The sequence below is a fragment of the Peristeroidobacter soli genome, assembly GCF_004138485.1.
Taxonomy (GTDB): Bacteria; Pseudomonadota; Gammaproteobacteria; order Steroidobacterales; family Steroidobacteraceae; genus Steroidobacter; species Steroidobacter soli.
Genome location: NZ_RYEV01000003.1, coordinates 1,396,168 through 1,416,464 on the forward strand (window position 1 = coordinate 1,396,168; position 20,297 = coordinate 1,416,464).

The window sequence follows — 20,297 nt, forward strand, 5'->3', positions numbered from 1 at the left end:
AATCCTCAGGCGGGTTGCGGCCGGGCGTTGCCGAGCCAGTGACGCGCCCAGAACTCCGAATCCAGATGCCGGAAGATCTCGCCCGGAAAGACCGTGTTCTTGGTCGGGCGGGACGACAGCACTTCCTCGAGTAGCGGCCGGTTCAGCAGGCCATGGCGCGCCAGCACGCCTTCCAGCAATGTTTCTTTCAGGAACGGGCGCTCGCGCTCGAGCAACTGATCGTGAAAGCCCGGCGCGCGATCCTTCCACAGACGACGCAGGATGGGCTCCGGAACGTCCGTGGCGAACGCCATGCGCGCCAGACCCCGATCGCGGCCACCATGGAAATGAGTGTGGATCGGAATCCGCAACAGCACTTCGATCGACGGCTGGGAATACAGCGGTGAGACGCTCTCCGCAACGGGGGAATGGGTGGCGGCGGTCACGGTGTAGTTCTCGGGCGCCATCATCAATGTGCCGATGCGCCGGATCTTGTCCCAGGGCACGCGGCGCTGACCTTGAAACCACGGATGAGACACGGCGTCGTGACCTCGAAAGTCCTGTTTGAGCTCGGAGCTCACCAACTGGCTGGCCTCGAGGATGCGGGCAGTCGGTATGCCGGTCTCCTGGTCGGAGACCAGGCGCCGGAGCGCGGTCGTCAGCACGGTCCAGCTGGATTTTTCGGTGAGCAGCGCCACTTGCGAGGCGAGCTGGAACAGGCGAGGCGCGATGCCGTGCGTCCTCAAGTATTCGGACACGGCGTAGCCGATCGAGTCGCTGCAAAAACCCGAGTCGCCCCCCTCGCCGTTGAAGATCGCGGTGGCCTGGGTTTGCCCCAGCAGTTGCGGTTCGACGCAGCTGCGCTGAATGAAGCCGAGCAGCGGCGAAGGCTCGGGAGACGGCGGCATGCGCAGCCCGAGCGTCAGATCCAGATCCAGCGCATGCATCGGAGCTTCGATGTGCTCGCATCCGGCGTGACCGGCGGCGAGCCGCGCCCACGGGCGCTCATCGGAGCGACCGGTCGGGCTGAAGTAAGTGTAGGCGGCGAAGCGTGCCGAGGTGCCCTTGAGGCAGCCGGCGATGATGGAGGAGTCGAGCCCGCCCGACAGCCTCAACAATATGGAGCGATGCAATCGCGCCAGCCCGGTGGTGGCGCTCTTGATCACACACTGCATGGCGCGAGCGGCGGTTTGCGGATCTTCGATCAGATCCCCGGCGCCGGTGTAAGTCAGCGGCGTCCAGTACATCTTGCGGGTGCTGTGCCAGCCCGAGCTGTCTTTCTGGAATTCGATGCACTCACCCCGTCGCACCGGCGATGCTTCGTTGAGCGACGAGGCATTCTGCAAGCTGCTGCCGGCCATCATGTGCGCGCGCAGGTATGCCTCGTTGACGGTGAAGCGCAGCAGTCGCAGATCGAGACAGTCGCCGATGCTGGAGAAGAACAGGCTCGCGCCACGAAAGTCGGTGCGCAGGCACGGCAACGATCCGGTCGGATCCTTGAGGACCCATTGGCAGTCGCCGGTTGCGTCGCGGCCGAACGCGACGTAGTCGCCCCACGCATGATCGATCAGCCATCGGCCGCGACTCTGCACGAACGATGCGCTTTGTGCCGCGCCGAAATGAAATAGCTCATCCGGTGTCGGCGAGAACAGATCCCGACTGCGAGTCAGCAGCGTGCCGACGACGATGCCGCCATTGCCATCGACGCGATGGATCTGCACGGCCTGGTCGCGCACGCCGATGCAGAACACTTGCAGGCCCGGCGCGGAATAGTGCTGTTGCCATTGCGGCGACAGTTGTCGCAGGCGCTCGGCGACCAGTTGCACGGCTTCTTGTTGAGGTGCGCTCGTGCGGTCCCACACCATTGCGAGATATCGAAACATCGCCACGCTCCTGCGACTAGATCGCCAGAATCGGTGTGTATTCGCAAACCTGTTCTGGATTGGCGTCGAGGAGCAGTGTCCCTTGCTGTACCCAGCTGTGTGCCGCCCATGGCTTGGTGCGCACGCCGATGACCCAGGTCGGGTACACGTCGTAATAAGCGAGGAAGCGGACCAGCGCCAATGCGTGGAACAGACATTGGTCGCGGGCCGCGAAAGTGTGTGGACGCAGTCGGCGAAAGATGCCGACCAGCTCGATCGCGCGTTCGTTGTCGAAGGGCGCGCCGGCGGCGTTCTTCTGTCGCCCGAGCTCTTCGGCCACCAGAAACAACGTCCGCGATCGCACCGAGCTGCGGGCCCAGGTGCAGGCGCGCAGGAAGCTGACCAGGTGTCGCCAGCGAATCGGCGCTTTGCGATCCACTTCGTGACCGACGCTGGTGAGCAGACTGTTGAGGTCCACCTGCGTGGGGGTGAAGGCGGCGGCTTCGGGAACGCTGTTGCTGAGCAGCCCGGCCTGGACCAGCTTGTCCGCGATGCTCATGGCATCGGGTGGCGGCAACGGCTCGGTGTCGCTGGCAAAACTGGCGGCGGAAAGACTCTGCCAGTTGCCGGCCAGGGTGCGCAGCGCCGTGGTTTCCTTGCGGCCGACGCCGAAATATCGATTGCGCCGCAGGTCCAGCAGCACAGTGCCAGTTGCTGTCGAGCACGCCCGGACGTGCGACGGCAGCCAGTACGCTTTTTCGGTGTGCATGGCTATGGCCCGGTTCTTGTCTCAACAGGGCTCGCGAGACGCAAGCCCTGCGCATCGACGTTGGACGTCAATGGTTCAGCCTGTCCTTGAGGGATGTCCCATCAAGGCACTCTTTCCCCCAGCAAATAGTACGAATCGAAAACGATCGGATACATACCGCTTTCCCGGGTCTCGAGCATCGCATCGCCCAGATCCAGCAGCTCGATGTCCATTCCTTCTTCCAGTTCCGTCATGGTCTTTCCCTCGATGAAGCAACAGTCCTCCTGCATCGCTAACGCTGCAATGTTTGAGAACGGACGTCAATATACCTGGCTGAAGCTCACAAAATATTTCTACTCCGACGCTCCGATTCTGCCGATTCGTATGAATCGCACTTGAAGTAAAAAAGCACAACGCCTGTCACTGACGCGATCGCTGCGATTGTCGGGGCCTTGCGTCGCCGGCATCCGCCGGGTCGCATGGCTGTGGCATGGTCTGGATCGGGAGGGGGAGACCATGTTCGTGTCCAGAGCGGTTGCGCGGTGAGCCAGGGCATCCGATGCAAACCCTGCGGCAGACTTTGCAGCTTTTCTGGCCGGTCGCCGCCCGGTTTGCGAAGCGACGACTGCGAGTGGCGCTCGCTCTTGTTACGAGCCGCGCCGTGCTGGCGCCCGCGAGCCCGCGAGTCCGGGGCGAGCTCACGCTCGAAGGCATCACGTTTGCCTATCGTGAGGCACGCGCGGTTCTGCAAAACGTGAGCTTCACGGTGCCCGCCGGCAAGACGGTCGCGGTGGTGGGGCTGAGTAGCGCGGGCAAGTCCTCGCTGATCCGCCTGCTGTTTCGCCTCTATGAGCCCGATGCGGGCCGCATCCTGCTCGACGGCACTCCACTTGGCGATCTGTCGCCGTCCGCCTTGCGTCGGGCCATCGCAGTAGTGCCGCAGGATACGGTGCTGTTCAACGACACCATCGCCGCCAACATCGGCTTCGGTCGGCTGGGGGCGAGCGATCTGGAAATTCAGGCAGCGGCGCGGCTCGCCAATCTGCACGAGCTCGTTGCCAGGCTGCCGTATGGCTATGAGACCGTGCTCGGCGAGCACGGCCCGAAACTGTCGAGCGGCGAACGTCAGCGGCTCTCGATTGCGCGGGCGGCGCTGAAGAGCCCGAGGATTTTCGTTGTCGACGCGGCGATGTCATCGCTCGATGCCAGGACCGAGCGCGAGATTCAGCGCAATCTGCTTGGGGTGTCCGCGCACAGCACGACGCTGGTCATCGCCAATCATCGATCCCTGGTCAAGCATGCCGACCGGATCATCGTGCTGGATCGGCACGGCGCAGTCTCGCAGCGGGAGGAACTGCCGACATCGGCAGCTCAAGGATAGAGGCCGTTCCTCCCGCGTGCGCAAACCGGTTGAGCGATGCTCACCGGGGCGTTGCCGAGCACAGCAACGCCCCACGCACCAACACCGCCCCCTGCTTAGAGTGATTGCCGGTCCTCGTCGTCGCCGTCACGGGCATCGGCGGCGCCATCCCAATAATGAACCTTGACGTTGCCGCCGATGGGCACCAGCGGCGAGATGTCGTGCATGGCCGTGATCTTGAACAGCTCCGGCCGGCGCGTGCGATAACGACTGATCGCCATCGACAATGTCGACGGATCGCGACGCAGACAACGCGCGACTTCGCTCAAGGTCGCAACACCTCGTTCCGTCGCGTACCACGCGATCAATGCACGCACCAATGTAAACTCGCGCTGACGTGAGTTGGACAGCACCAGATCGCGCTCCACACCCATGCGACAGGTGACGGTGTGAATGATCTGATCCAGCGACGCCTTGCTGCGATAGGTGCGCGAGTTGCGAGGCAAGTTCTCCAGGAACTCGGTGCTGCCGATGACGCGCAGGTCGTTCGAGCCGACACGCTCGAACTGAACGACGTCTTCAGGCTCGGGGCAACGGGCCATGTAGGCTTCGTACTCGGTGCCGCCGTCCTTCAGCTCGAGCAGTCGTAACGCGCTTCGCGTCGTCAGCCAAGGGGTGGCGGACTGGCGCAGATACGTGCCATGGCTGGTGTGTTCAGCCACGCCCGGATGCTCCGCCAGCCCGCCCAATACCGGGATGTGATGCAGGTAATGCATCAGCTTCAGCAGGTAATGCTTCGGATCGATCAGTACCGCTTTATAGCGCTGCCGGAAGAAGTGACCGGATTCGCCGATGCGACGATGCATGCTGCGCGCGTAGCGGCTGGTGAGGCCTTGCATGATGCGACCCACCGAGATCTCGTCGATCTGCAGGATCAGATGAATGGCTTGCGGCGTCCAGCAATAGGCGTGCACTCGTGCGTTAGTGCGTCGCAGGCCGGTCGCGAGCAAACGCTCGAACAGCGCGTAGTCCTCGGGTTGAGAAAAAATGGGATGATGTGTGTTGCCATGTTGAACGACGTAGTACGTACCGCCCGCAACATGGAGCCGTTGCCGTCGAGACATCCTGCAAACCTCCTGGTGAGCTTCCCTGACCTTGCGCCCGATCGAGCGCTTATGCTCTCCGTGCCGAAGGAATGTAGTCTGGCCTCAAGGGACATGCATTCATATATTTTGTTGTGTCAACGCTCCGCGAGTGTGCGCGAGGGCAGTGAGCGCAAACATTGCGGATATGTAATGTCGGGCGACACGCCATCGCCCGCCAACATTTGATATTCCGAATCCCACGGCATGACGATCATACGTTCGACTCTGCGTATTTTGGGCAACACCGGCGCGACGTCCCGCTGTGCTTCAGCGGCGAGGATTGCGTTCAGGGAAACGTGTTGTCGCACACTGGCGTCGAGCTCCATCAAGTTGTAAAGCGTCGGCCGCGAAAGCGTCATCGTGCCGTCATGAGCCGCTGCGATGAGCGCTGCTGGCGTCTGCCAGCACAGCTCCGTCGCTTCGATGCTGTCGATGGACGCGAGCTGTCCGGGCGGCAGGGCGGCGAGATAAAAGCGAGTATCGAATCGCTTCGGCACCACCGACGGCGTGATCCAGTGCGCCCAGTAAATCAAGCGGCGCACATCCAACTGCAGGTGTTCTTCCTGCAGCGAGGTGGCAAACAGCTCAGGTTGTGAGACGATTGCGCGCTGTCGGTCATGCAGTCGCGCCAGTCGCTCGCTCTCACAATGGTGTCCTTCCGCACTCGTCGCCAGCAGCACACCGGTTTCCTCGAACGTTTCGCGAGCGGCTGCGATGGCCAGCCCCAAACACGTAGCGCTCGGCAGCGCGTTGCCCTCGAGATCGAGCAGGCGATGACAGTCGACGCGCGCGCTCTCCGGTACCAGCGCCAGCGACTGCGCGGACGTGTCGGCCGGACAGAGCGTGCCGCCAGGGAACACCCACATGCCACCCATGAACGCGAGGTTCTCGTGTCGACGCGTCAACAAAACTTCGATCGCGCCGTGCTGTTCGCGCAGGAGGAGCACGCTGGCTGCGTGACGAGGGATGACGGGTTGCGGGCTGGTGGGATGGCTCACGATATGGGGTCGTTCCGGTGAAGCGCGCTCACTGGATTGCGCTGCTGGTGATCGGGATTTTGCTGGCTGCCGTGGTGTTCGCGCCAGTCCCCGGCGACACGCGCTGGATCAGGACACTGCACAACTCGGCGCACGCGCCCATTTTCGGCTGCGTTTCGCTGCTGACGTTGTTCATCGTGCGCGGCCATCCGCGCTTCGCATCGGTTGGGCTGCCGGGCCAATATGCGCTGGCGCTGGCGGCGGCGCTGGTGCTCGGTATTCTGACCGAGCTGCTGCAGATTCCAGTGGGCCGCGATGCTGAGGTGGAGGATGCGGTTCACGATGTCATCGGGGCCGTCGCGGTGCTGGGAATCTTCGCCGGGTTCGATTCGCGTGTGCGCGCCTCGGCACGTGCCGGCTTCGTTCGATTCGCCGGTGTGGTGATTGGCATCGTGGCGCTTGCAGTTGCCATGGCGCCGGTCACGCGCGCGGCGATCAAATACCAGCAGAGAGACGGTCGCTTTCCAGTGCTGGCGGATTTCACCGAACGGTACGACCGTTACTTCATCTTTCAGCAGTCGGCCGAGTTCTCGCCGGCGCCACTGCCCGCGCCCTGGGCGAGCAAAGCGGGCGAGCAGGCGATGCACGTCGCGCTGTTCGACGGTCCGTATCCAGGATTGGATTTCATCGAGCTGCGGCCGGACTGGAGCGGGTATTCGACGCTCGCCGTCGATCTGACCAATCCGACGTCCCTGGGTCTGACGTTGCTGCTCCGAGTGAACGACGCGACTCACAACAATCAGCCGACCGATCGGTTCAGCCGGCGTTTCGAAGTGCCGTCGCGGACCCGTCAGGTCATTCGCATTCCGTTGCAGGATATCGCCGCCGGTCCGCGCACCCGCGAGCTGGATCTGCGCAATGTCGCGGAGATGATCATTTTCCGGACCGACGATTCGCCACGCGCCAGCGAGCTGTATTTCTCGCGCGCGTGGCTGGAATGATCAGAGCACGATCACGGAGCGGATCGACTCGCCCTTGCGCATCAGCTCGAAGCCTTCGTTGATCTGCTCGAGCTTGAGTCGATGCGTCACCAGCGAATCCAGGTCGATCTTCTTGTCGACGTACCAGTCGACGATCTCCGGCAGCTTGGTGACGCGCGCGCCGCCCATGTAGCAGCCGGTCCAGTGACGGCCCATCATCAAATGACCGGGATATGACGTGACTTCCGCGCCGTGCGGCGCGACGCCGACAACGTAGCTCGTGCCCCAGGCCGGATTGGTGCATTCGAAGGCCTGGCGCATGACCTGTGGATTGCCGATGCATTCGAACGTGTAGTCCGCACCCCCCGCGGTGAGCTTCATCAAATGACTGGTGAGCTTCTCGACCAGCTTCGGATTGACGAAGTCGGTGGCACCGAACTGGCGCGCGATGGCTTCCTTGGCGGGATTGGTATCGACGCCGATGATTTTCTTCGCGCCCGCCAGGCGAGCGCCTTGCACGACGTTCAAGCCGATGCCGCCGAGACCGAAGATCACGACCGAGCTGCCGGCCTCGACCTTGGCCGCGAACAGCGCGGCGCCCAGTCCGGTCGTGGCGCCACAGCCGATGTAACAGATGGGATCGAACGGCGCGTCGTCACGCACCTTGGCCAGCATGTTCACGGGCAGCACCGAGTAATCGGCGAACGTGCCGAGGCCCCACAGCTGCGTCACCGGTTTGCCGTTCAGCGAAAAGCGCGACTCGCCCGGCTTCAAGCGCGCGAACGCCTCGACGCACAGATTGGTCTTGGTGGAATGGCAGTAGCCGCACTTTTCGCAGTGAGGAATCAAGAACGGAATGACATGGTCGCCCGGCTTGAATTGGGTGACGCCAGGTCCGCACTCCACGACCACGCCGGCGGCCTCGTGACCCAGCAGCGCGGGAAACGCCCAAGGCAGCTTGCCCTCGTAGACGTGCAGATCGGAATGACACAGCCCGGTGGTCTTGATGTGCACCAGGACTTCGCCTTCGCGCGGCCCGTCCAGTTGCAGCGTTTCCATGACGAACGGCTGGTTCGGCCCATGCACGACGGCGGCGCGGACATCCATTGGCACGATGTACTTCCCCAAAGCGTAAAGTGGAGGGCGAGCCTACGCACATCGTCGCGGTGGAGCAATCGGCCAGCACGGTCCCGATGCATCTCGACTTTTACCCACGCGCCATGCGGAATCCGACAGGATTGTGCAACCCGGCCGCAGCCTCGCCGGAGTAAGATTCCGGCACTTCCAGGTAGCCACCCGCCAACCCGAGGTCTCCCATGATCACCCTGAATATCAACGGCCAGACGGTCCAGACCGACGTTGAGCCCGATACGCCGTTGCTGTGGGTATTGCGTGATCATCTGAACATGACCGGCAGCAAATATGGCTGCGGCAAGGCGCTGTGCGGGGCCTGCACTGTGCACATCGATGGCAACGCCACGCGCAGCTGTGTGCTGCCGGTGTCGGCGGTGACTTCGAACAAGATCACGACCATCGAAGCAGTCGGCGTGTCGAAGGCCGGCAAGGCCGTGCAGGATGCGTGGATTGCGGAGGATGTACCGCAGTGTGGCTACTGCCAGTCGGGACAGATCATGAGCGCGACCGCTCTGCTCGCCACCAACAGCAAACCCACCGACGCGGATATCGACGCCGCGATGGCCGGCAATGTATGTCGTTGCGCCACCTATGTGCGCATCCGCGCGGCGATCAAGCGGGCCGCCGGCTCGTTGACGACTTGAGGAGACGACCATGAGCGCAGCAGAAGATTCGATGATTCACGCGACTCGTCGTGATGTCCTGAAAGGTGGCGCCGTCCTGACCGTGGGCCTGTGGCTGCCCTCGGTTGGCGCGCAGGCCAACGAGCCGGCTGCGGCGAAGGCCGGCACGTTCGTGCCGAATGCCTTCGTGCGAATTGGCGAGGACAACATCGTCACCGTGCTGTCGAAGCACACCGAGATGGGGCAGGGGTCCTATACGGGCCTCGCCACCATCGTCGCCGAAGAGCTCGATGCCGACTGGAATCAGATTCGGGTCGAGGGCGCGCCCGCCGATGCGAAGCTTTATAACAATCTCGCGTTCGGTCCGTTCCAGGGCACGGGTGGCAGCACCGCGATTGCGAATTCGTACGAGCAGTTGAAGAACGCAGGCGCCACCGCGCGCGCCATGCTCGTGACCGCCGCCGCCAATCGCTGGCAGGTGCCGGCCAACGAAATCACGATTGCTTCGGGCGTCGTTCAGCACAAGTCGGGCAAGTCGGCGCGCTTCGGTGAGCTGGTCGCCGATGCTTCGAAGTTGCCGGTGCCCACCGAGGTGAAGCCGAAAGATCCGTCGGCCTACAACCGCATCGGCAAGAGCGCACCGCGCGTCGACAGCAGAGCGAAGTCGACCGGCAAAGCCATCTTCACGCAGGACTTCAAGCTGCCGGGCATGTTGACCGCCGTCGTCGCTCATCCGCCGCGCTTCGGTGGCAAAGTGAAGAGCTTCGATGCGAGCAAGGCCAAGGAGATCAAGGGCGTCAAGTCCGTGGTCGCGTTCGAGACGCCGGCGCGCTCCGGTGTTGCCGTGGTCGCGACTGATTTCTGGGCGGCCAAGAAGGGTCGCGACGCCTTGAGCATCGAGTGGGACGAGTCGAACGCGTTCAAACAGAGCTCGGATGAGATGCTGAAGCAGTATCGCGAGCTCAGCAGGAAGCCGGGCGATATCGCCAAGCAGGAAGGCGATGTCGAGAAGGCGTTCGCCTCCGCGGCGCGCACTTTCGAAGCGACCTACGAATTCCCCTACCTGGCGCACGCCACGATGGAGCCGATGAACTGCGTGGTGCAGATCGGCCAGGGCACGTGCGAAGTCTGGAACGGCGAGCAGTTCCAGACCGCCGATCAGATGGCCATCGCGACGATGCTGAACATCGCGCCGAAGGATGTGAAGATCAATCAGCTGTTCGCCGGCGGCAGCTTCGGCCGTCGTGCCAATCCGGCCGGCGATTATCTGGTGGAGACCGTGGCCATCGCCAAGGCGATCGGCACGTCCGATCCGGTGAAGCTGGTGTGGACTCGCGAAGAAGACATGCGCGCGGGTTACTACCGCCCAATGTATGTCCATTGGCTCAAGGCTGGCGTGGATGCGCAGGGCAAGATCATCGCCTGGCAGCATCGCATCGTCGGTCAGTCCATCACGCGCGGCACGCTGTTCGACAGCAAGAGCAAGATCGATTTCACGTCGGTGGAAGGCGCGCAGAATCTGCCGTATCACGTGCCGAATCTGCTGGTGGAGTTGCATACCACCGAGCCACAGGTGCCGGTGTTGTGGTGGCGCTCGGTGGGATCGACGCACACTGCGTTCTCCACCGAATGTTTCCTCGACGACATCGCTCGCGGGACCAAACAGGATCCGTGCGCGTTGCGCCGGTCGTTGCTCGAGAAGCATCCGCGCCATCTGGCCGTGCTCGATCTGGTGGCTGAGAAGGCCGGCTGGAACAAGAAGCGCGCGACCGATGAGATTTACGGTCTGGCATTGCATGAGTCCTTCAACAGCGTGGTCGGTCAGGTCGCGAAGCTGAAGAAGACGCCGAACGGGCCGAAGCTGGTCAGCGTGGTGTGCGCGGTGGACTGCGGTATCGCTGTGAATCCAAACATCATCGCCATGCAGATGGAGTCGGGCATCGGCTACGGTTTGTCGGCGGCGCTGATGGGCGCGGTGACGTTCAAGGAAGGTCAGGTCGAGCAGAGCAACTTCGATGACTATCCGGTGCTGCGTATCAACGAAATGCCGGCCGTCGAAACGCACATCGTGCCGTCGAAGAACAAGCCCACGGGTGTCGGTGAGCCGGGCACGCCTGTCATTGCGCCGGCGCTGGCGAATGCGCTGGCCCAGATCGATGGCAAGCCCATTCACGCCCTGCCGCTCTCGGCGCATGGAGTGAAGCTGGCATAATGGATTGATGCCAGTCGCGTTCAACCGTCGGAAATTTCTACTCGGTGCGTCCTCTCTCTCGCTGCTCGCTCTGGCCGAGCGAGCAGCGGGCACCGGTTTGCTCAGCAAGAGCGCCGAAGCGCACATCGAAGCGCTGATCGCGAAAATGACCCTTCGGGAGAAAGCGGGACAGCTCAGCATTTTCTCCGACTCGACGCGCGTGGTGCCCAAGGCGCTGATCAATCCCGAAGCCGGTCCGCCCGTCGATGACAATCTCGCCAAGCGCGTTCGCGAAGGACGATTGATCGGCGTCTTCAACGGCTTCGGCGCCGCCGGTGCCCGCGCCATTCAACGAATCGCGGTGGAAGAGTCGCGGCTGAAGATTCCGCTGATCTTCGGCGCCGATGTCTTACACGGTCTCTATACGATCTTTCCTATCCCTTTGGGTGAGGCCGCGAGCTTCGATCCGCTGTTGGCTGAACGCACGGCGCGCGCCGCTGCCGTCGAATCGACTGCGAACGGCTTGCACTGGACCTTCGCGCCGATGGTCGATATCGGTCGCGATCAACGCTGGGGCCGGGTCGCCGAGGGCTCGGGCGAAGATCCTTTCCTCGGCTCGGCGCTCGCGGCTGCGCGGGTGCGTGGGTTCCAGGGACGAAGTCTCACCGACGAGGACAGCCTGCTCGCCTGCCCGAAACATTTCGTCGCCTATGGCGCGGCCAAGGGCGGCATGGATTACAACACCGTCGAGATGACCGAGCAGACCTTGCACGAGGTTTATCTGCCGCCGTTCAAAGCTGCGTTCGATGCGGGCGCGCTGTCCACGATGAGCTCGTTCAACGATGTGAACGGCGTGCCGATGTCGGCCAACCGCGCATTGATGACCGGTCTGCTGCGCGATCAATGGAAATTCCGCGGCATGGTGGTTTCGGACTACACGGCCGACAAGGAGCTGATCATGCACGGCGTTGCCAAGGACGATCGCGAGGCGACCAAGCTCGCGCTCCTGGCTGGCGTCGACATCAGCATGCAGAGCGATCTCTATAATTTGTATTTGCCGGAGCTGGTCGAGAGCGGCGACCTGGCGATGGCTGTCGTCGATGAATCGGTACGACGCGTGTTACGCACGAAGTATCTGCTCGGCTTGTTCGATAATCCCTATCGCTCGCTCAATCCGGAAGTCGAGCAGCGGGACACGATGACACCGGAGCTGCGCGCCGTCGCTCGAGAGAGTGCGCGCGCCTCCATCGTGCTGCTCAAGAACGAGGGTGGTTTGTTGCCGTTGCCCAAGTCGGGAAAGAAGATCGCGCTGATCGGTCCGTTCGGCAACGACACGTTGAATCTCGCCGGGCCCTGGGCGCCCTTCGCCAAGTCCGATCACGTCGTCAGCGTCGAGCAGGGCATGCGCGCGGCGCTGGCGGATCAGTCGCTGTTGACCGTGACGCTGGGCTCGATGATCGAGAAACCGATGGATGGCGGCATCGACGCGGCGGTCGCCGCGGCTCGTGCGGCTGACGTGGTCGTGCTCGCGATCGGTGAAGGGCAGGACATGTCGGGGGAGGCGCAGTCGAGGACACAGATCATCGTCCCTCCGCCTCAGCAACAACTCGTCGAAGCCGTGGCCAGGGTGGGCAAGCCGCTGGTCGTGTTGTTACGAAACGGCCGCGCGTTGGCGCTCGAAGGCGCGGTGCGTAATGCGCAGGCCATCGTGACGACCTGGTTCCTCGGCACGGAGACGGGCAGCGCCATCGCGGATGTGCTGTTCGGCGATTACAGCCCGGGCGGTCGATTGCCGGTGAGCTTCCCGCAGGACTCCGGACAGCAGCCGTATTTTTACAATCGTCGCACCACGGGCCGGCCGCAAGGCAAGGAAGGGCCGGCATTCAAGGCGCGTTATCGCGAAGTATCGAACGAAGCGCTGTATCCGTTCGGTCACGGGCTCACTTACTCGCGCTTCGAGTATGAGTCGCCGAAGCTGAGCGCGGAGTCGCTGGCATGGAATGCAACGCTGAGGATCACTGCCAGAATCACGAACTCGGGCGACCGTGAGGCCGAGGAAGTCGCACAACTCTATGTTCGCGATATCGTGGCGAGCATGACGCGCCCCATTCGCGAGTTGAAGGGATTCAAGAAAGTTCGCCTGCCGCCCGGAGCGTCCACCGAAGTGCAGTTCATGCTGACGCGTAAAGATCTCGCGTTCTACAACGCGCAGATGCAGTTCGTTGCCGAGCCCGGTGAGTTCGATGTGTGGGTCGCGCCGTCGGCCACTGCGGGTGTCAGCAAACGGTTTGAATTGCTGGCCGGGTGACAGAGCTCACTGTAACGGTTCGCGTTGCAGGCTCAGGTCCAGCGGCTGGCCGTTCCAGTCCTTGACCTCGATCGGGTAGTAGCCGAAGGCTGAGACTCGCAACGAGCTGCCCGCGAACCCGCCAGGCAGATAGCTGATGCCGCTGCGATCGGGCTGCAATTGCAGGGCGACGCCGGTGACGCCGTTGATACTTTCGAGCACCAGGACGCTGTCGATCGCCCGATGGCTGCCGGCCTCGCGCACTTTGATCTCGACGCCGCGCGACGGACGCAAATAGATGGTCATATTGGAGATGGGCGAGCCGTAGGAAAGCGGCGCGCGATACAGCTCATAGCCTGCCTTATAGGCGGACACCACGAAGTCGCCCGGTTGCATGCCGCGAATGCCGAATTGCCCGAAATTGTCGGAGCTGTCGCTGAGCCGGCTCGACTGCGATTGCCGCTGCGCCGGCCGGACGTTGATGCGGGCACCGACTATGGGCACCTGGCTGTCTTCCTCGAACACGTGACCCGACAGGTGCACGTTGGGGACGTCGAAGTCGAACACGGTGTCGCCGGAGACGCGCACTCGGGAACTGGCGTATGACTCGATCATGAACACATAGTCGCCGGCAGCCACATCTTCGTACGAGTACTCGCCGCTCGCCGAGGTCACCAGCGGACTCAGAAATACATCGATATTCCCATCGGGTGATATGGATTGCGGACGTAACATGGCGCCGGCGAGCGGCTTGCCGCCGGCGGTGACGCGTCCGCTCAAGCGCGCGCCAGGTTTGAATTCAACATTCGCGACGAGGTCGCTGTCCGCGGGCATCTGGACGAGCTTGGTCACTCCGCCACGAGCGCCGGCGGCGACCTGGATTCGGACCGAGCCCGGTGCGACACCTCGCACTTCATACGCTCCCCGTTCATCGAGCGTGGACTGATAGCCGCGACCGCTGCGAGTGTTCTCCGCGAAGGCATACAGGTATGCGCCGGCCAGTTCTTCCGGCCGCAGGCCGGTAACGACGCCGCGAATACTGTGCCCCGGGCTCATGGCCACCACGATGCCTTCGAGCCGCTCGTCGTGGGCCAGCTCGATCTCGCGCTGGCCGTTCAAATTGCCGCCGTGGCCGGCCAGCAGATAGCGGCCGGCCTTCAGTCGATCGAATGAGAATTCGCCGGCGCTGCCGGTCGAGGTCGTGACCGTGATGTTCTCGTCGAGATTGCCCAGGCTGATCTCGCCAGCGACCGGTGTGCGCCCGTCCACGTCGGCGAGATATCCCGCGATCGTGCCGCCTTTGTTGAGTGCGATTTCCAGGGGCGGTGTCTTGCCGCTCGCGAGGATCTCGATTTCCTTGCTTGTATAACCCGACGCGCCGACGCCGACGCGGACGGCGCCAGGAGGTACGCCGTTGAGCACGAACGTACCGTCTTTTGCCGAGCGCGCTGACGGTCGCGAGCGGAAGTCACCCTCGAAAACACCCACGGACGCTTCACGAAAGTTGATCACCGCCGAGGCAATCGGCTCTTTGGTGAGCTCGTCGATGACGCGCCCGCTCACGACATGGCCTGCCCGCATCGGGATCAGGATTTCTTTTGCCTGTGGATTTTCCGAGATACGCACGGCACCGATGTTGAAGCGCTGATAGCCCGGTGCCATCGTGAACAGAGTGCCGATGACTGTCGGCAGGCCGTGATACTCGAATCGTCCGTCCTCGCTATGGAACGAGCGCGAGAGAGGTGGCGGTGGCTCGCGGCGTTCGGGCTGTCGCGGTGGATGAAACTCCACCGTGAATTCGCGAATGGGCTGCCGGGTCGCCGCGTCGATCACGCGACCTCGAAATATGCCGGCACCCATTGGCGCTTCATTCGCAATGATGGAGCCCGGCTTCGAATCTTCACGCGCGGGCTGGATGACTTTGGCGATCGGCTCGCTGGCGGGAGGCGCGGGCGTTTCAAGAGAACCTTCTTTGTCGAAGCGCACGACCCAGCGGCCCAGCAGAGCCAGGCACAGCACCAGTCCCAGAATCAGCGCGACGGTGCGACGGCGGTCCATGGCGAAACAGCCCGAAGCGAAGCCCGGGAGCGAGGATACACCCCGGCATCCACTGTCGGGCTTCTTATCAAATCGCCCGCGCCAGTTTGTTGACGGGCGGGCAATTCAGCGGCGCCGCAAGGGTCTGAGCTTGCCGGCATGCAACTTGCTCCAGCTCACCCCGTCCAACGATCGAGCTGCGATAAGCGAACATGTCAAACGCGAAGTTCCTGGTTTCGATGCTGCTGACGGGCCTGTGCGCGCAGGCTGCTCATGCGACCTCCGGTTCCACCAAGGCGCTGGAAGGGATGTGGTGCAGCCAGGATGAGAGTGCCGGCGCAACCATCGTGCAGTACTCGGCCAAGGACTCCGAAGTCACCGCGTTCACTGTGCTCTCCGAAGCGGATCCGCGTCGTATCGGCAGCCAGGACTCCATCGAGTTGACCGCCGAGGCGCCGAATGTATTCGTGCGCCGTGCGCTGGTCGGTGCCGATGAAGAGTTCAGCATCCAGAGCGAACAGCTCACCGTGAACTCGCTGTGGGTTTCGAATCGTGGCACCCGCGATGAAACGCGTCAGGTGCTCGCCACGCAGACTTATTACAAGTGCGACATGGGTCAGGCGCTGCGCCGGGCGCAAGCCTTCATGTCGTCGCCGAAGGCCGAAGAGGCCACGCGCATGGCGCTGTTGAGGGATGAGCAGTTCCAGCTCGAGATGACTCGTAACGCCAGCAAAGACGCGTACTACGCCGGGCTGATCCGTCAGCTGAAGCTCAGCCCGCGGCTCTGAGCGGCGTCACCGATGCCATCGGCTGCGACAACTTGAAGCCGGCCGCGCCGGCGTAAATCAGCAGCTGTTCCACGTTCATCAGCATGAGCATCGGCTCCTCCGCCCGCTCCGGCCGCACGGCGCGATCCAGGATGCTCACGCCACGCGCATTCAGATCGCCCACCGGCAGGATGCGACTGACCGCGATCTCGGGAATGTCCGCCAGCTCTTCGACGAGCAGACCAAACAATTGACCCGTTTCCACCGCGCGCAGGACGATGACGTTGCGCGCCTCGGTGCCGGGACCTGCATTCAACAGCTTGCCCAGATCGATCACCGGCAGCGGGGATTCGCGATACATCAATAGACCGGCATGCCAGGCGGGCGCGTTCGGAATCGGGCGCAGATTGATACCGTCCATGGCCTCGACGATATCGTCCCGCTGCAACCCCAGGCGCTGCTGGCCGCAGTAGAACGTGGCGATATCGATCATCGGCTCCTGCGCGATGGCGCGACGATGACTCTGCGCTTCGGCACGTCGGAGGACCACGCGCTCGATGGCCGCGCCCAGTGGAATGAGGATCAGACTGTACGCACCCATGCCGGTGTACTCACGATAGCCCGTCGTCTTGCGCACGCCGACGGCGTAGTGAGTGCCGTTCATGCAAACGGTCTGTTGGCCGCTGCTCAGCACGTCGCGGGATAAGTCGATCGTATCGCCCGGCTCATAGTCGGACGTAGCGGCGACCACGGTCATGCGTGCATCGACGAACAAACCAATGCAGCCGCTTACGATGTCGCCGGACTCGGTGCGAGGCAGGGCATCGCGCAACATCGCTTTGAACTGAGGAGTGGTGTCGAACACGATGCCGATGCCGCCGACCACGCGACGCGATTCGTTGCGAAGCGCGGCGCCATATATAAGCGTGTGCTGGTCGCCATAGAGATCGCTCCGGGCGAATGCCGACACCGCATACTGCTGCGAGTCGCGCAGCTCTAGCGTGGCCGCGACCCAAGGCTCTCTGATCGTGCTGCCCACCTTACTCGCATGCGATGGATTGGAGACCGCGACGACGCGCCCCGCCGCGTCGAACAGCACGATGTCGTGATAGACGGTGTAGAGACTGTTGATGTGGCGAAGGATCTCGCCGGCGTCGCGATCACCCTTGCCGTCCGAAAGATGGCGACTCAGCGCGCCGTTCAGCGCCCACCATCGGCAATCGTTGGCGCGCTCGTAAAGATTCCGGTCGAGCACATCGACCGCCAGTTCGGCGAGCAACTGCGCGTCATCGAGGATGGATGACACCACTGTTTCCTGCAGCTCGCTGATGGAGTGCTCGAATGTATCTTGCGTGCGGCGACCGGCGTTGCCGATCTCGCGCAGCAGGACCTTGGTGAAGTCGCTACCGGTGTCCGTGCTGGTCGCGAGACGCACGTTGCCGTTCCAGACCGTGCGATTCAACTCGCGCTGAATCGCATCGGCTTGCACGGGAATCTTGCGCAGGGCAGGGGAGAAGATGGTCTGGCTCTCACGCAGCGCTGCGAGCAGCTCGCGTGGAATCGCCTTCGCGCTTTCGTCAGCATGATGATCGAACGCGTGCTCGATCGGCATCATGGCGTGCCCGTACCAACCCGGGCCCATGTAACCCTGATATCCCTGGGTTGGACAGGTGACCGCGAGATATTCACGGCCCGCGAACCGAATGATGCGGCCGCCTGCATCGAGCACGAGCGGCATCGGTGCGCCGAGCGGAACCTGCCACGCATCGCTGCTCGCGAGCACCGTGCCTTTGTCGTCGAGGAAGCAGAACACGGTCCAGTCATCGTCCGAGCGCAGCTTGGCGAAGATGCCGCTGACTTCGTCCTCGAAACGGAAGCACAGGCACAGCACGCCTTCGACGCGCGAGCCGTCACCGACGCGGAATGAATAGACGAGGTTGTGATCGGACTCGGGCAGCAGGTCGATGCGGCCCGCCGTCTCGACGTAGCCCTGACGCGTCGTGAGCGTATGTTTCAACAGCTCGTGCGAGGTGCGCCCGACGTTGTGACGCTCGTCCAGGCGGACCAGGACCTGGCCCTCCGTGTCCAGCAAGACGACGTCGTGATAAACGGAATACTTGCCGACGTACTCACGAAAGCGGCCACGCAGGCGCTCATTCAACTTCTTGACCTGCGAGCCGTCGGCGCGGTGCTGTCGCAGATAATCGCGAATGTCGTCGTCGATCGCGAGGAAGCCGATATCGGCGGTGCGCTCGAACAGATTGCGCACGATCACATCGATGGCGATCTGGCCACGTGCTTTCAGCGCCAGCATCGCCTTCTTATATGTTTCCTCGCTCAGGCTGTGCACGAGGTCGTTGGCCAGTGCTTCGAAAGCCTGGCGCGTGCCGCTCATGTCGGCGCCGTCGCCGCGCAAATGAGATAGCAACGACAACGTGTCCCACGAGCCCTGCAAGCTGGCCAAGCGGGCGCGATAGTCCTCCACCGAGGACATATGACGTACCACCGCTGCCTTGACCATGAATTGCCGTCCCTCGTTGTCTGGCCTTGTCAGACAGATAACGGCCCGCATTGCGGCAACCTTGAAAAGTAAAATGCGCCCTGGTTCGCGATTTCTCGCGTCCAAAAGGGTGCAAGGGGGGAATGTTTCTAGCGGTAGGTGATGAGATGACGCAGCTCTGCACGATCCAGGTGCGGCAGGCCATTGAACATCGACAGCGAGACCTTTTCCGCGCTGTAGATCAGACGAGTGATGGAGGCGTTGTGAACCGCCCAGTTGAGCTCGATGCCGGTGTGATTCGACTGGCCCATCACATTGGCCACGAGGGTGCCGATGACGCCGCCGGAGGTGCTGACGATCAATGTTTTCGAGCGTCCTTCGGTGCGCATGATGTTTTCGATGGCGCCGACGATGCGGCCGTGAAAGCCCCGCCACGGCGTCATCTCGTCGGCTTCGATTTGCGCTTCGACCCAGGCCCGGGCGGCCCGCTCCAGGAAGAATTGAAACTTGCGACGATCGGTGCGCAGCTCGGGCCAGCCCGCTTCGGCCAGCTGCTCCGGCGGCAGCGATTTCGCGAACGTATCCAGGATCAGATCGCTGTCGTATTCGTCGAACGCGGTCTCGATGGCGAGCGGCGGCGCCTGCTCCACGAAGGACTCCCTGATCAGCTCGGCGGTTTCGGTCTGTCGTTGCAAGGAACCGGAATAGATGCGATCGATACGTTCGCCCAGCCCCGCGAAGTAGCTGCCGAGCTGGCGGGCCTGCTCGCGACCGGTGGCGGACAGTTGATCGTAGTTGTCAGTGCCGAACGAGGCCTGGCCGTGGCGGACTAGATAAATCGTGCTCATGCACGCAGTATAGTTGCGCTTACTTATCCATGGCAGGAGCCGCAATGTCGCTGACTCGCATCGATGCGTATGAGGTTTTCTATTCCGCAAATGCCTTTTCGCCGCGCGTTGCCTTGAAGAGCGCGGGCAATTACATCGGCATGATGGTGTTTCTGCCCAACGGGACGACATTGCCCGCGGACACGGTGACCAAGGGCCAGGTGGTGCTCTACTACCACCTCGACCATTATCACAACGCGATCGATCTGTTACGCAACGAGAAGCCGATGTATTTGTTCTACAACGGCTCGGGGCCGGGCTTCGAGAACGGCATCAAGACCATGATCGAGAAGGTCGGCGAGGGCGAAATCGCTACTCAATGACGATCGTGCATCGAGAAAAAAGCGTGGTTTTTTCTCGATGCTCGCTGCCCATGGCGGCGGGGCACCTCCATGGTGCCCGGGTGGAACTAACGAACGGCTGCGGTGCGCTTCTCGGGTGTCGGTTCGACCGGGCCGAGATCGGTGATCTCGACGGCCCAGGAGCGCTCCTGCACCTGACTGATTTCCACGCTCGGCACTTCCTTCGGCGGACTGAACAGTGCCGAGGACGCCCAGAGGGCTGCGCCGACCAGCGCGAACGCGCCGGCAATACCAACGATTTGTTGAGACTTGATCACCATGAGTGGCTCCCTTTCCTGCATCTCTTGGACGCGTTAGGCGAGGTCAGCTCCGGACCCGCTCCTTACAGCTAATCGAACGGGGCCAACAATAGCCTGCTGGCGATTCTGGAGCGTGCGTCACATCACACTGATTCTGTAAATGCGCCGCAAAAATATTGGAAACGCGACGCACTTCTCAGCTTCATATTTAAGCGATGT

Annotated in this window: 17 protein-coding genes; 7 read left to right on the forward strand and 10 right to left on the reverse strand. The window is 62.6% G+C overall.

The genetic code is table 11. The annotated features are described in order from the left end of the window. Positions 1–5: 5 nt before the first annotated feature. The 3 genes from EKO19_RS14775 to EKO19_RS39500 form a co-directional block, all read right to left on the reverse strand. Positions 6–1,862: an asparagine synthase-related protein gene (locus EKO19_RS14775; RefSeq protein WP_129777138.1), complete on the reverse strand. Its 1,857-nt coding sequence runs from the start codon at positions 1,860–1,862 to the stop codon at positions 6–8. 16 nt (positions 1,863–1,878) lie between these two features. Continuing rightward, a complete protein-coding gene (locus tag EKO19_RS14780) occupies positions 1,879–2,610 on the reverse strand; it encodes a lasso peptide biosynthesis B2 protein (RefSeq protein ID WP_129777139.1) in 732 nt (243 codons plus the stop codon). A 101-nt stretch (positions 2,611–2,711) separates the two neighbouring features. After that, positions 2,712–2,843, reverse strand: a complete 132-nt coding sequence (locus EKO19_RS39500) for a hypothetical protein (protein ID WP_281281056.1) — start codon at positions 2,841–2,843, stop codon at positions 2,712–2,714. Positions 2,844–3,148: 305 nt separating this feature from the next. Between EKO19_RS39500 and EKO19_RS14785 the strand changes: the two genes are divergently transcribed. After that, positions 3,149–3,970, forward strand: coding sequence for an ATP-binding cassette domain-containing protein (locus EKO19_RS14785; protein WP_217705350.1), 822 nt, complete (start codon positions 3,149–3,151; stop codon positions 3,968–3,970). A 95-nt stretch (positions 3,971–4,065) separates the two neighbouring features. On the opposite strand, the gene EKO19_RS14790 is transcribed toward EKO19_RS14785, so the two are convergent. Then, a complete protein-coding gene (locus tag EKO19_RS14790) occupies positions 4,066–5,073 on the reverse strand; it encodes a transposase (protein ID WP_129777141.1) in 1,008 nt (335 codons plus the stop codon). Positions 5,074–5,189: 116 nt separating this feature from the next. Further along, positions 5,190–6,092, reverse strand: a complete 903-nt coding sequence (locus EKO19_RS14795; RefSeq protein WP_129777142.1) for an NUDIX hydrolase — start codon at positions 6,090–6,092, stop codon at positions 5,190–5,192. Between the two features lie 17 nt (positions 6,093–6,109). On the opposite strand from EKO19_RS14795, the gene EKO19_RS14800 reads away from it, so the two are divergent. Beyond that, positions 6,110–7,072, forward strand: a complete 963-nt coding sequence (locus EKO19_RS14800; RefSeq protein ID WP_129777143.1) for a VanZ family protein — start codon at positions 6,110–6,112, stop codon at positions 7,070–7,072. Here EKO19_RS14800 and EKO19_RS14805 read toward each other — a convergent pair whose 3' ends face one another. After that, positions 7,073–8,158, reverse strand: a complete 1,086-nt coding sequence (locus EKO19_RS14805) for a zinc-binding dehydrogenase (RefSeq protein WP_129777424.1) — start codon at positions 8,156–8,158, stop codon at positions 7,073–7,075. Between the two features lie 209 nt (positions 8,159–8,367). Between EKO19_RS14805 and EKO19_RS14810 the strand changes: the two genes are divergently transcribed. The 3 genes from EKO19_RS14810 to EKO19_RS14820 all read left to right on the forward strand — a co-directional run bounded on the left by EKO19_RS14810 (position 8,368) and on the right by EKO19_RS14820 (position 13,307). Further along, positions 8,368–8,829, forward strand: a complete 462-nt coding sequence (locus EKO19_RS14810) for a (2Fe-2S)-binding protein (RefSeq protein WP_129777144.1) — start codon at positions 8,368–8,370, stop codon at positions 8,827–8,829. 10 nt (positions 8,830–8,839) lie between these two features. Beyond that, on the forward strand, positions 8,840–11,020 hold the full coding sequence (locus tag EKO19_RS14815) for a xanthine dehydrogenase family protein molybdopterin-binding subunit (protein ID WP_129777145.1): 2,181 nt from the start codon (positions 8,840–8,842) through the stop codon (positions 11,018–11,020). A 145-nt stretch (positions 11,021–11,165) separates the two neighbouring features. Then, positions 11,166–13,307 carry a glycoside hydrolase family 3 N-terminal domain-containing protein gene (locus tag EKO19_RS14820; RefSeq protein WP_407676651.1) on the forward strand — a complete coding sequence of 714 codons (2,142 nt, stop codon included), beginning with the start codon at positions 11,166–11,168 and terminating at the stop codon, positions 13,305–13,307. Between the two features lie 6 nt (positions 13,308–13,313). On the opposite strand, the gene EKO19_RS14825 is transcribed toward EKO19_RS14820, so the two are convergent. After that, positions 13,314–15,344 (reverse strand): carboxypeptidase regulatory-like domain-containing protein, encoded by a 2,031-nt coding sequence (locus tag EKO19_RS14825; RefSeq protein ID WP_129777147.1) that lies wholly within the window; start codon positions 15,342–15,344, stop codon positions 13,314–13,316. 191 nt (positions 15,345–15,535) lie between these two features. Here EKO19_RS14825 and EKO19_RS14830 point away from each other — a divergent pair, with 191 nt between their 5' ends. Continuing rightward, positions 15,536–16,111, forward strand: a complete 576-nt coding sequence (locus tag EKO19_RS14830) for a hypothetical protein (RefSeq protein ID WP_129777148.1) — start codon at positions 15,536–15,538, stop codon at positions 16,109–16,111. Here EKO19_RS14830 and EKO19_RS14835 read toward each other — a convergent pair. Together EKO19_RS14835 and EKO19_RS14840 are read right to left on the reverse strand one after the other, a co-directional pair. Beyond that, positions 16,095–18,611: a chemotaxis protein CheW gene (locus tag EKO19_RS14835; RefSeq protein WP_157995264.1), complete on the reverse strand. Its 2,517-nt coding sequence runs from the start codon at positions 18,609–18,611 to the stop codon at positions 16,095–16,097. The two genes, EKO19_RS14830 and EKO19_RS14835, sit on opposite strands and share 17 nt — an antisense overlap. Before the next feature lie 128 nt (positions 18,612–18,739). Beyond that, positions 18,740–19,438: a histidine phosphatase family protein gene (locus EKO19_RS14840; protein ID WP_157995265.1), complete on the reverse strand. Its 699-nt coding sequence runs from the start codon at positions 19,436–19,438 to the stop codon at positions 18,740–18,742. Between the two features lie 44 nt (positions 19,439–19,482). On the opposite strand from EKO19_RS14840, the gene EKO19_RS38295 reads away from it, so the two are divergent. After that, a complete protein-coding gene (locus tag EKO19_RS38295) occupies positions 19,483–19,800 on the forward strand; it encodes a hypothetical protein (RefSeq protein WP_157995266.1) in 318 nt (105 codons plus the stop codon). Positions 19,801–19,886: 86 nt separating this feature from the next. On the opposite strand, the gene EKO19_RS14850 is transcribed toward EKO19_RS38295, so the two are convergent. Continuing rightward, positions 19,887–20,099 carry a hypothetical protein gene (locus tag EKO19_RS14850; RefSeq protein WP_129777152.1) on the reverse strand — a complete coding sequence of 71 codons (213 nt, stop codon included), beginning with the start codon at positions 20,097–20,099 and terminating at the stop codon, positions 19,887–19,889. Between the last annotated feature and the right edge of the window lie 198 nt (positions 20,100–20,297).

Excerpts from the sequence above, each read along its gene's own strand:
- EKO19_RS14775 (WP_129777138.1), bottom strand. The coding sequence starts at position 1,862 with ATGTTTCGATATCTCGCAATGGTGTGGGACCGCACGAGCGCACCTCAA.
- EKO19_RS14780 (WP_129777139.1), bottom strand. The coding sequence starts at position 2,610 with ATGCACACCGAAAAAGCGTACTGGCTGCCGTCGCACGTCCGGGCGTGC.
- EKO19_RS39500 (WP_281281056.1), bottom strand. The coding sequence starts at position 2,843 with ATGACGGAACTGGAAGAAGGAATGGACATCGAGCTGCTGGATCTGGGC.
- EKO19_RS14785 (WP_217705350.1), top strand. The coding sequence starts at position 3,149 with ATGCAAACCCTGCGGCAGACTTTGCAGCTTTTCTGGCCGGTCGCCGCC.
- EKO19_RS14790 (WP_129777141.1), bottom strand. The coding sequence starts at position 5,073 with ATGTCTCGACGGCAACGGCTCCATGTTGCGGGCGGTACGTACTACGTC.
- EKO19_RS14805 (WP_129777424.1), bottom strand. The coding sequence starts at position 8,158 with ATGGATGTCCGCGCCGCCGTCGTGCATGGGCCGAACCAGCCGTTCGTC.
- EKO19_RS14810 (WP_129777144.1), top strand. The coding sequence starts at position 8,368 with ATGATCACCCTGAATATCAACGGCCAGACGGTCCAGACCGACGTTGAG.
- EKO19_RS14815 (WP_129777145.1), top strand. The coding sequence starts at position 8,840 with ATGAGCGCAGCAGAAGATTCGATGATTCACGCGACTCGTCGTGATGTC.
- EKO19_RS14820 (WP_407676651.1), top strand. The coding sequence starts at position 11,166 with ATGACCCTTCGGGAGAAAGCGGGACAGCTCAGCATTTTCTCCGACTCG.
- EKO19_RS14825 (WP_129777147.1), bottom strand. The coding sequence starts at position 15,344 with ATGGACCGCCGTCGCACCGTCGCGCTGATTCTGGGACTGGTGCTGTGC.
- EKO19_RS14830 (WP_129777148.1), top strand. The coding sequence starts at position 15,536 with ATGTCAAACGCGAAGTTCCTGGTTTCGATGCTGCTGACGGGCCTGTGC.
- EKO19_RS14835 (WP_157995264.1), bottom strand. The coding sequence starts at position 18,611 with ATGGTCAAGGCAGCGGTGGTACGTCATATGTCCTCGGTGGAGGACTAT.
- EKO19_RS14840 (WP_157995265.1), bottom strand. The coding sequence starts at position 19,438 with ATGAGCACGATTTATCTAGTCCGCCACGGCCAGGCCTCGTTCGGCACT.
- EKO19_RS38295 (WP_157995266.1), top strand. The coding sequence starts at position 19,483 with ATGTCGCTGACTCGCATCGATGCGTATGAGGTTTTCTATTCCGCAAAT.
- EKO19_RS14850 (WP_129777152.1), bottom strand. The coding sequence starts at position 20,099 with ATGGTGATCAAGTCTCAACAAATCGTTGGTATTGCCGGCGCGTTCGCG.